At 74.5% G+C, this 9,313-nt stretch carries 9 protein-coding genes and 1 pseudogene; 5 read left to right on the top strand and 5 right to left on the bottom strand.

The genetic code is table 11. The features are described from left to right. Nucleotides 1–1,337, bottom strand: a pseudogene (locus ACLBX9_RS05270) (glycosyltransferase); the annotation flags it as partial. Nucleotides 1,338–1,680: 343 nt separating this feature from the next. Here ACLBX9_RS05270 and ACLBX9_RS05265 point away from each other — a divergent pair. The 4 genes from ACLBX9_RS05265 to ACLBX9_RS05250 are packed head-to-tail and all read left to right on the top strand — an operon-like array spanning nt 1,681 to nt 5,137. Then, complete coding sequence (locus ACLBX9_RS05265) at nt 1,681–2,313, top strand: PadR family transcriptional regulator (RefSeq protein WP_447718169.1); 633 nt, start codon at nt 1,681–1,683, stop codon at nt 2,311–2,313. A 12-nt stretch (nt 2,314–2,325) separates the two neighbouring features. Beyond that, the gene (locus ACLBX9_RS05260) at nt 2,326–3,249 is read left to right on the top strand and encodes a rhamnosyltransferase (protein ID WP_447718168.1); all 924 of its coding nucleotides are present in this window, start codon (nt 2,326–2,328) and stop codon (nt 3,247–3,249) included. Then, nucleotides 3,246–4,196, top strand: coding sequence for a glycosyltransferase family 2 protein (locus tag ACLBX9_RS05255; RefSeq protein WP_447718167.1), 951 nt, complete (start codon nt 3,246–3,248; stop codon nt 4,194–4,196). Before ACLBX9_RS05260 ends, ACLBX9_RS05255 begins: the two co-directional genes overlap by 4 nt. Further along, entirely contained in the window at nt 4,193–5,137 is a 945-nt protein-coding gene (locus ACLBX9_RS05250) for a hypothetical protein (protein WP_447718166.1), read from the top strand. Before ACLBX9_RS05255 ends, ACLBX9_RS05250 begins: the two co-directional genes overlap by 4 nt. A 24-nt stretch (nt 5,138–5,161) precedes the next feature. Here ACLBX9_RS05250 and rutD read toward each other — a convergent pair whose 3' ends face one another. The 4 genes from rutD to rutA all read right to left on the bottom strand — a co-directional run bounded on the left by rutD (nt 5,162) and on the right by rutA (nt 8,297). Continuing rightward, entirely contained in the window at nt 5,162–5,944 is a 783-nt protein-coding gene (rutD, locus tag ACLBX9_RS05245) for a pyrimidine utilization protein D (protein ID WP_447718171.1), read from the bottom strand. Then, complete coding sequence (gene rutC / locus ACLBX9_RS05240) at nt 5,941–6,327, bottom strand: pyrimidine utilization protein C (protein WP_010687392.1); 387 nt, start codon at nt 6,325–6,327, stop codon at nt 5,941–5,943. The genes rutD and rutC overlap by 4 nt, the downstream gene beginning before the upstream one ends. A gap of 117 nt (nt 6,328–6,444) precedes the next feature. After that, nucleotides 6,445–7,206, bottom strand: coding sequence for a pyrimidine utilization protein B (gene rutB, locus ACLBX9_RS05235; protein WP_447718165.1), 762 nt, complete (start codon nt 7,204–7,206; stop codon nt 6,445–6,447). Beyond that, complete coding sequence (gene rutA / locus ACLBX9_RS05230) at nt 7,206–8,297, bottom strand: pyrimidine utilization protein A (RefSeq protein ID WP_447718170.1); 1,092 nt, start codon at nt 8,295–8,297, stop codon at nt 7,206–7,208. The genes rutB and rutA overlap by 1 nt, the downstream gene beginning before the upstream one ends. Before the next feature lie 382 nt (nt 8,298–8,679). Between rutA and ACLBX9_RS05225 the strand changes: the two genes are divergently transcribed. Then, on the top strand, nt 8,680–9,093 hold the full coding sequence (locus ACLBX9_RS05225; RefSeq protein ID WP_447718164.1) for a DUF4864 domain-containing protein: 414 nt from the start codon (nt 8,680–8,682) through the stop codon (nt 9,091–9,093). The last annotated feature ends 220 nt before the right edge of the window (nt 9,094–9,313 follow it).

The following is a 9,313-nucleotide window of genomic DNA, read 5'->3' as shown; positions in this document are numbered from 1 at the left end:
TTGCGGCCCTTCCTCCAGCCGGTGTCGCAGTAGTCGCGCACCGCGTCGGCCTCCTCGGAGAGCCCGTAGCGCGCCCGGTAGAAGCCGTGGTCGAACGCCCCCGCCACCAGCCGCGCCTGCAGGGCGAGCAGCGCCTCCCGGTCCACAGCCTCCCGGCCGATCGCCCCCAGCCAGCCCGTCTCCGCGACGGGCGCCCGCGCCGGCCGCAACCCGCAGACCCGCAGCAGCGCCGCCAGCGTCGAGCGGCCCGGCCCCGGATCGCGCAGCTCCCGCCAGCCCGCGCCGGCAAAGTGCAGGTACGGCGCCGTCCCGCCGACATCCGGGTAGGTCGCCCGGTACCAGCCCTCTTCCACCGCCGGAATGTTCAGACGCTGCGGCCCGGCAAACGGCTCCGCCCCGGTGAGCCGCGCCTCGGCTACGTGGCGGAAGAACGGGTCGTCCGCCACCGCCCGGCTGCCGGCCCGCGCCTGCACGAAGCCGGCCGGGTCGAAGTCCGGCCGCGGGCTGACCCGCGCCCGCCAGCCTTCGGTCACGTAGTGGCGCAGCAACGCGTCGTCCGAGGCGCCCGCCAGCGCCTCGGCCTGGGGCTCGGCGAGGCCCCGCCGGTAGTGGGCGGCGTCGAAGTGGGGCGCGAGCGTCCCGAGCCGCAGCGCCAGCGCTTCGGCCGGGTCCGGCCGGGCGGGTCCGCCGTGCAGGACGTAGTGCACCAGCGGGTTCTGGGTGGCGAAGGTGAGGCCGCGGGTCAGGCAGTAGGCCAGGGTGTCGAACTGGGGCGCGGGCTCGCGGCCCTCGCGCCAGCCCGACGCCATGTAGTGGTCGGCCGGGTCGACGCCGGCTGCGGCGATGTCGGGGTTGCCCGCAAGGTAGAACGGTCCGTCGACGAGGCGGCGGGCGAGGCGCGCGACCTGGGCCGTGTCGCGCGGGGCCAGGGGATAGGCGGTGCCCTCCCCGGTGGACGTCCCCTTGCGGCGGTGTCGCGCGAGTGCGTGGAGGAAGGGGTTGATGCCGGCCGGGGCCAGGTGGGGGTGCTCGGCGAGGTAGGCGGCGGACGAGAAGTCCGGGCGCGGGTCGCGGCCCTCGCGCCAGCCGTGGACGAGGTAGTCGCGCACCGGATCGGCCGCGATGCCGTACCAGCTCGCGTAGAAGCCCGCGTCGAAGTACGGCGCCAGCGCCGCGACGAGGCGCCCTTCGAGGTCGGGGCCGTCCGTCGCCTCCGTGCCGGCCCAGAAGCGGTGCAGGGCCGCTCGCTTGGCCAGCGGATCGCCGAGGCGACGGACGCGACGCGCGATCTGCATCAGGGGCGAGGCCCGGCCGGGGCCGGTGGAGCCGCGATGCATCTAGGACCCTGCGAAGGCGCGTTCACCCTGTGCCGTCACGGGGCATGGCCTCCATCGACCGCTCTCGGAGCGGGCGCGGTCGCGGCGCGGGTCGCGGATCGGTTCATGGGCGGCAGCTGGCGGGCAGCATCGGGCGCAGGGCGGCGCGAGAGGGTCATGGTTCTGGTTCCCTGTCGCACTAACGGAACCGGCGAAGTCCGTAAACCGTGGGCTGCACCGCCGGCCCCGCTCACAGCGAACGGTGCGGCTTCCCCGTCGAAGGACAGGCCACGGAGCCCCGCCCTTGCTGTTGACTGAGTTTCGATATATCTAGTTTTTCGTCATATCGAAATCGAGTCGAATCATGCATCCCCATCCTTCGGACTTCATCCATCCCGATCCCTTCGAGGCCTTCCGGTTTCGCGCCCACCGCGGCCCGATGGGCGCCGATCCCCGCGGGCGGCACGGCCATCACGGCCGCGGACCGGGTGACCGCGGCCCGTTCGGCCGCGGCGGCCGCGGCGGCCGCGGCGACCTCGCGCGGTTCTTCGCCCACGGCGACCTGCGCCTCGTCATCCTCCACCTGATCGCCGAGAAGCCCCGGCACGGCTACGAGATCATCAAGGCCATCGAGGAGCGGGTCGGCGGCGCCTACAGCCCGAGCCCCGGCACGGTCTACCCGACGCTCACGCTGCTGGAGGAACTCGGCCACGTGACGGTGACCCCCGGGGAGGGCACCAAGCGGCTGCACACGATCACCCCGGAGGGCCAGGCGTTCCTGGACGGCAACCGCCCGACCCTGGAGGCGATCCTCGCCCGGATGGCGGAGGCCGAGGCCGCCCGGGGCGACGGTCCGCCGCCCTCGATCGTGCGCGCCAAGGAGGGTCTGAAGCTCGCCCTGCAGATGCGGCTGGCCCGCGGTCCTCTGAGCGCCGCGCAGGCCGCCGCCGTCACGGCCGCCCTGGAGGCGGCGACCGCCGCGGTGGAGCGGGCGTGACGGGCCGGGATCATGCGCGGGACGCGGCCGGTGCCTGACCCCCGGCTCGGCCGCCTCGCCCTCGGGATCACCCTGTTCCGGCCGGGTCCGGACCAGCTGGCGCGGGTTCACGCCCAGGCTTCTTCAGGGTTCGCCGCGGTGATCGCCTTCGACAACGGCGGCCTCCCGGCCGAGGCGGCGGAGCGCCTCGCCCGGGCCGGCGTGATCCTGCTGTCGGAGGGGCGGAACCTCGGCATCGCGGAGGCGCTCAACCGGATCGCCGCGGCCGCCCGGGCGGCGGGGGCGGACACGCTCCTGCTCCTCGACCAGGATGCCGAGCCGCCGGAGAACCTCGCCGTCGCACTGCTGGCGGGCCTCGGTCGGCTGCGGGCCGCCGGGATCCCGGCGGCGGTGGTGGGTCCCGTCCCGGCGCCCACCGCCGGCCACAAGGCGCCCGCCTACCCGCCCCGCCCCGGCGCTCCGGAGCGGGACGCCCTCGCGCCCGTGCAGTTCCTGGCGACCTCGGGCTCGCTGGTCGATCTCGACGCCTTCGCGCGGATCGGACCGTTCCGCGCCGACTTCTTCATCGACGGGGTCGAGCTCGAATGGTGTTTCCGCGCCTGGAGCCTCGGCTACGGGTGCTACGTCGCCCGCGACGTCGCGATCCCGCACCGGGTCGGCGGCGGGGTGATCCGGGCCTTCGGGATCGCGATGCCGCGCCAGCCCCTGTTCCGGATGGCGACCTACCTGCGCAACGCGGTCTACGCGTGGCGCCTGCCGCACGTGCCGCGCCGCTGGAAGCTCGCCCAGGCCGCCTACCTGCCGCTCCAGGCCGGGCTGTACTGGGCGGATGCGGGCTTCCGGCCCGCCGTGCTGCTGCGGCTCCTCGCGGCGGTCCGCGACGGCGTCCGCGGGCGCCTCGGGCCGCCCGAGGATCTCCCGAAGGATCTGACTTGACCGACCGCCCTGCCCTCGATGTCGTCATCGTCAACTGGAACGGCGGCGCGCTGCTGCGGGCCTGCGTCGCGAGCCTCGCGGCGGCGCGGGATGCCGGGACCGTGCAGGTCACCGTGGTGGACAACGCCTCGACGGACGGCTCCACCGAGGACCTGCCCGCCCTGCCCCGGCCGCTGCGGCTGATCCGGAACGACGTGAATCTCGGCTTCGGCTGGGCCTGCGACCAGGGCGCCGCCGCGGGCGACGCCCCCGCGATCCTGTTCCTCAACCCCGACACCCAGGTCGCGCCCGACGCCCTCGGCATCGCCCGGGCCGCCCTGACGGCCGATCCGCGGACCGGCATCGTCGGGGCGCGGCTCGTCGATCCGGACGGGCGGACCGCGCGCTCCTGCGCCCGGGCCCCGACGGCGCTCGGCCTCCTCGGGCGCGCCCTGGCGCTGGACCGGCTGGGGCTCGTGCGGCCGCACTTCCTGCTCGAATGGGACCACGCCGAGGACCGCGCCGTCGATCAGGTGATGGGCGCCTTCCTGATGATCCGCCGCGACCTGTTCACCACGCTCGACGGCTTCGATCCGCGCTTCTTCGTCTACTGGGAGGATGTCGACCTCTGCGCCCGCGCCCGGGCGGCCGGCTTTGCCGTGCGGCACGTGGCCGGGGCGGTCGCCCGCCACGAGGGCCAGGGCACGACCCGGCAGGTGCGGGCGCGGCGGCTGTTCTACTTCCTGCGCAGCCAGATCCTCTACGCCGGGAAGCACCACGGCGCCGCCGCGTCCCTCGCGCTCACGGCGGCGAGTTTTGGCGCGCAGGTGCCCCTGCGGCTCGCCCTGGCGCTGGCCCGCCGCGCGCCGGCCGAGGCCGCGGAGGTGCTGCGGGCGGCCTCCCTCCTGGCCGCGGCGCTGCCGGGTCTCGTGCCGGGCCTGCTCGGCGCTCCGCGCGGGCGGCCGTGAGCCCGGCCTTCGCCGGGGGCGCCCGGTTCTGGGGCCTCGCTCTGCTCGGCCTCGGCCTGCCGGTCTGCGTCGCGCTGGCGCTGCGCGTTCCCCCCGACGCGGCCGGCCCAACCCTCCCCGGCACCCTCGGCCTGCGGGCCGGGGCGATGCTCGGCCTCGACCCTGCGGGCGCCGCCCGGCTCGGACAGGGCGCGGCCATCGCAGCCTTCCTGGCCCTGGGCCTCGCCGCGCTGACGGTGGCCGACCGCGGGCGTGAAGCCCTGTTCGCGCTCCTCGGCCTGCCCGCTTCGCTGGCGGCCGCGTCCGGCCCGGACGGACCGGTCCTCGGGCTGGCGGCGCTGGCCGCGGCCTTGCTCACCCCCCGGCCGCTGACGGGCCGCGGCCGACCTTGGCGCCTCGCCGGGGCGGCGCTGGCGATCGCCCTCGCGGTGCTGGCACGGCCGGCCTGCGCGCCGCTCGCCGGGATGCTGCTGGTGCCGTTCCCGCCCCCGAGGCGTCTCGCCCGCTTCTGCCGGGACCGGCTGCCGCTCGCCGTCCTGGCGGTGCTGCCGGTTCTCCTCGGCCTGCCGCCCGCCCGCGGGGCCCCCAATCCGGCCCTGGCCGTCCCGCTGCCCTGGCCCCTCTCCGGCCTCTGGGCCGCGGCGCTGCTGGTGCTGCCCCTCGCCCTGCGGCGCGGCCCCCTGCCCCCGCCCGCGGAGCGGCTCTGGCTCGTGGCCTGCGCCCTGCTGGGCCTGTGGCCCACGGTCGTGAGGCAGGCCCTCGGACCGGCCGGCGGCGGCCTGTCGCCGCACGACCTGCTCCCGCTCGCGCCGATGCTGGTCCTGGCCTTCGCCCGGGGGCGGATCGGCACGGCGGCGACGCCGCGCTGGCCGGCGCTCCTTCCGGTCCTGGCCGCCGCCGTCGACGCGGTCGCGCTGCCGGCCCTGGCGTTCCGGCCGTGAGGCGCCCTCGATCCCGGTCGAGCCTCAATCCCGGTCGAGGAAGTTCAGCAGCGCCCGGTTGAAGGAATCGGGCCGGGTGACGCTGTGGGCGTGGCCGCCCTCCGGGGCGAGGACGAGGCGGGCCCTGGGCAGGGCCGCCGCCAGCCGCTCCGAGCGCGTGTAGGGCACCAGCACGTCGTCCCGGGCGGCCATCACCAGGGTCTCGTGGCCGATCGCCCCGAGGCTGTCTGCGATCTGGAAGCGCTCCAGGGCGCCGATGCGCGTCAGCACGGTCTCGACGCTGGGGAAGTGCGCCAGGGCGTGGGCCTCGTCGGCCGCGACCCGTTCGGCCTCAGCCGACAGCCAGGGCGCCGGGTACAGGAAGATCGCCTGCGCCCGCACGAAGGCCTCCGGCCCGCCCCCGGCCAGGATCGCCCGGCGGGCCGCGAAACAGCGGCGCGTGGCCGGGTCCAGGGCGTCCCAGCCGTTGATCACCACGATCCGCCCGACCCGGTCGGGCGCCTCCAGCGCCATCCGGAGGGCGATTAGGCCGCCCAGCGCGTGGCCGACCACGTCGGCCCGGTCGATCCCGGCGGCGTCCAGCACCGCCACCGCGTCCCGTGCCATGGCGGGGATGTCGTGGTCCGGCTCCAGCGGGCCGGGCGAGCGCCCGGTGCCGCGATGGTCGTAGGTGACGACCCGGAACCGCCCGGTCAGGGCCGGCATCTGCGGCGCGAAGTAGCCCGCCGCGCCGCCGAGCCCCGGCGAGAGCAGCACCGGCCGCCCGTCGGCCGGGCCGGCCACCGCGTGATGGAGCGGGCCCATCAGCGGCCGAGATGGGCGATCGACGCGATCTCCACGCGGGCGTCGGGCTTCACGAGCCCGCACTGGATGCAGTAGCGCGCCGGCTTGTCGCCCGGAAAATATTCGGCGTAGACGGCGTTGATCGCCGCGTAGTCGGCCCAGTCCGCCAGGAAGACGTGGTTGAAGGTGACGTCGTCCATCGTGCCGCCCGCGGCCGCGACGACGCCCTTGATGGTCTCCAGCACGTGGCGGGTCTGGGCTGCCGCGTCGCCGACATGGACGACGTTGGCGTCCGCATCCAGCGGCAGCGTGCCCGAGACGTACAGCACCCCGTCGGCCAGCGTGCCCGGCACGTAGGGGGCCAGCGGCTTGCCGGTCCCCGGCGGTATCACGACCTGCTTCGGCATGCCCTCAGTGCCTCTCCCGTTCGACCTGTCGGCCGGGCCGGACAGGCCGCGCGGGAGGCGCCGCGTCGCGGCGGCGTTCGTGCACCCTGCCGGTGACCGGCCGGGTGCGGGATGCACTTATTCGGCCATATCGAAGCCGGCGGCATCAACCGCCGCGTGCGGGCCTGCGCCGAGCGCCGCCTCGAAGGCAGACACGTCCGAGACCCAGCCGAAGAAGGTCTCGATGTTGGACAGCGCCCCGTGGTGCAGGCTCTCCGGCCCGGCCTGATGGGTCGCGTCGGCCAGCACGATCCCGAAGTATTCCCGGTGGAACCCGTCGCGCAGGGTCGATTCCACGCAGACGTTGGTGGCGATGCCGGTGAAGACCAGCGTGGTGATCCCCCGCGCGCGCAGCATGCTGTCGAGGGGCGTGTTGTAGAAGCCGCTGTAGCGCGGCTTGCCCAGGACGATGTCGCCGGGCTCGGGCCTCAGGGCGTCCACCAGGGCGTAGTCCCACGAGCCCTTGGCCAGGAGCTGCGCGTTCGCTTGAGGATTCCGACGCATCGTCTTGAGAGCGTTGGACTTGTGCCAGTTCGGCGAGCCCGGCCCGCCCGCCTCCGCGTAGCCCGGGTCCCAGCCGTTCTGGAACCACAGGATCCGGATCCCGGCCGCCCGGGCCGCCGCCACCGCCCGGGCGATCCGCGCGATCACCGGCCCGGTGCCCGACACGTCGAACCCCGCGAGGTCGAGGTAGCCCCCCGGGCTCGCGTAGGCGTTCTGCATGTCCACCACGATCAGCACCGTGGCGGCGGGGTCGAAGGCGATCGGCTCGGGCCGGGCGGGCAGGACGACGCCGCCGTGGCGGCCCCGGGGATCGCGGTAGCCGGCGGGGGCGTCCATCAGGCGACCTCGGCGAGCGGCGCGGTGACGTGCCGGCGGGTGCGCATCAGCGGCTGGATCCGCGTCCCGAAGGCGTCGAGACCTTTGAGGAAATCGTCGAACACCAGCAGCACCCCCTCCACCCCGTCGATCGCCATGATCGTGTCGAGCATCCCCGCAACGCTTTCGTAGCTGCCGACCAGCGTGCCCATGTTGAGGTTCACCGCCGCGGCCGGGTCGGCGAGCTGGCGCACGTTGGTGTCGCCGCCCGACCGGGTGTCGGCCGCCCCCTGGAGGCCGAGCCACGCGATCGCCTCCGCGTCGGCCCCCGCCCGGTAATGCTCCCAGGTGACCAGCGCGGCGACGTCGGTCTCGTCGGCGATGATCATGAACAGGGCGTAGCAGGTCACCCGCCGCCCGGTCTTGGCGCTTGCCTCCGCGAGCTTCTCCACCACGGGAGCGAAGGCGGTCGGCGTGTTGAGCCCTTTGCCCAGGCAGAAATTGTAGTCGGCGTACTGCGCCGTGAAGGCCAGCCCGGCGCCGCTCTGCCCGGCGCAGATGATCTTCACGGGCGCCTGCGGCCGGGGACTCAGGCGGCAGTCGTGCATCTGGAAATACGTGCCCGTGCGGTCGCTGACGCCCGTCTCCCACAGGTCGCGCAGAACCTGAGCATACTCGGCCAAATAGTCGTATCGGTTGGCGAAATGCGCGTCGCCGGGCCACAGGCCCATCTGATCGTATTCCGGCTTCTGCCAGCCGGTGACGAGGTTCACGCCGAAGCGCCCCGGGGCGATCGAGTCGATGGTCGACGCCATGCGGGCGACGATGGCGGGCGGCAGGCACAGGGTCGCCGCGGTGGCGAACAGCTTGATCCGGGTGGTGACGGCGGCGAGCCCCGCCATCAGGGTGAAGGATTCGAGGTTGTGGTCCCAGAACTCGGTCCTGCCGCCGAAGCCCCGCAGCTTGATCATCGACAGGGCGAAGTCGAGCCCGTAGCCCTCGGCCTTCAGGGTGATCTCCTTGTTGAGTTCGAAGCTCGGGCGGTACTGCGGGGCGTTCTCCGAGATCAGCCAGCCGTTGTTGCCGATCGGGATGAACACGCCGACGCTCATGGTGGGCTTCTCGGCGGGCGCCTCGGCCGGCGCCCGCCCGGCGGATGTCTGCGGACTCGGCTCGTTCTGCGTCATCATCTGCGCTCCGCCGGGCCGCTCCCGCCCCCGCGGAGCCGACTCGGTTGCCGGACGCTCGCAAACCCGGGCCAGGGGGTCAAACCCGCGGCGTCGGATCGGCGCGAAAATGCTCATCTTTCCAGCGACTTGCACAACTGGAGCGCGATCCGTGCTCAACCCGTGCGCGTCGCCGGAACGGACCGGCCCAGCGGTCACGCGCCGAGCGCCTGTGCGGGAATTCAGGGGAGGATTGCTTTCGCTGAGCCGGCGACCATTTCGACAGGATGAGGATTGATCTCGGTTCGATCCTGCCGGAGTGACGTCGATGCGCGCGTGGCCCGCCCTCCTCCTGGTCCTCGGCCTCGCGGGACCGGCGGCGGCCGACGAGGCCGGGCGCGCGGCGGCCCGGGCGGTGATCGCCAAGCAGGAGCAGGCGCTCGGCCGGGACGACGCGCAGACCGCCTACGAGCAGGCCGCGCCGGGGATCCGGGCGCTGTTCCCGAACGCCGACCTGTTCATCGGCATGGTCCGCAACCAGTACCGCCCGGTCTACCGCCACCGCAGCTTCGTGTTCGGCGAGGCCCGGGACACGGACGGCGCGGGCGTGGTGCAGTCGGTGGCGATCCAGGACGAGTACGGCGTCGACTGGACCGCCGAGTACAGCCTCGCCCAGGACGCGGACGGGCAGTGGCGCATCACCGGCTGCCGGCTGATCAAGGCGCCGGGCACGAGCGCCTGAGGGGCGCCCACCGCGACGGCGGCGGGCGCATCCCCGCCGCGACGGCAGCGGGCGCATCGCGCTACCGGGCCTCGGGCCGCAGGGTGGCGAGCTTGTCGACGAGCTGCAGCGCGATGTCGGCGCAGGCCTTCGTCGAATCGTCGTCGGCGCATTTCAGGTCGATCCGCGCGTCGCCGCGCTCGAGGACGACATGCGCGCCCTTCGACGGCGGCGGGGGTGG

The organism is Methylobacterium sp. A49B, assembly GCF_053346215.1.
This window is presented reverse-complemented; position numbering and strand designations above follow the sequence as displayed.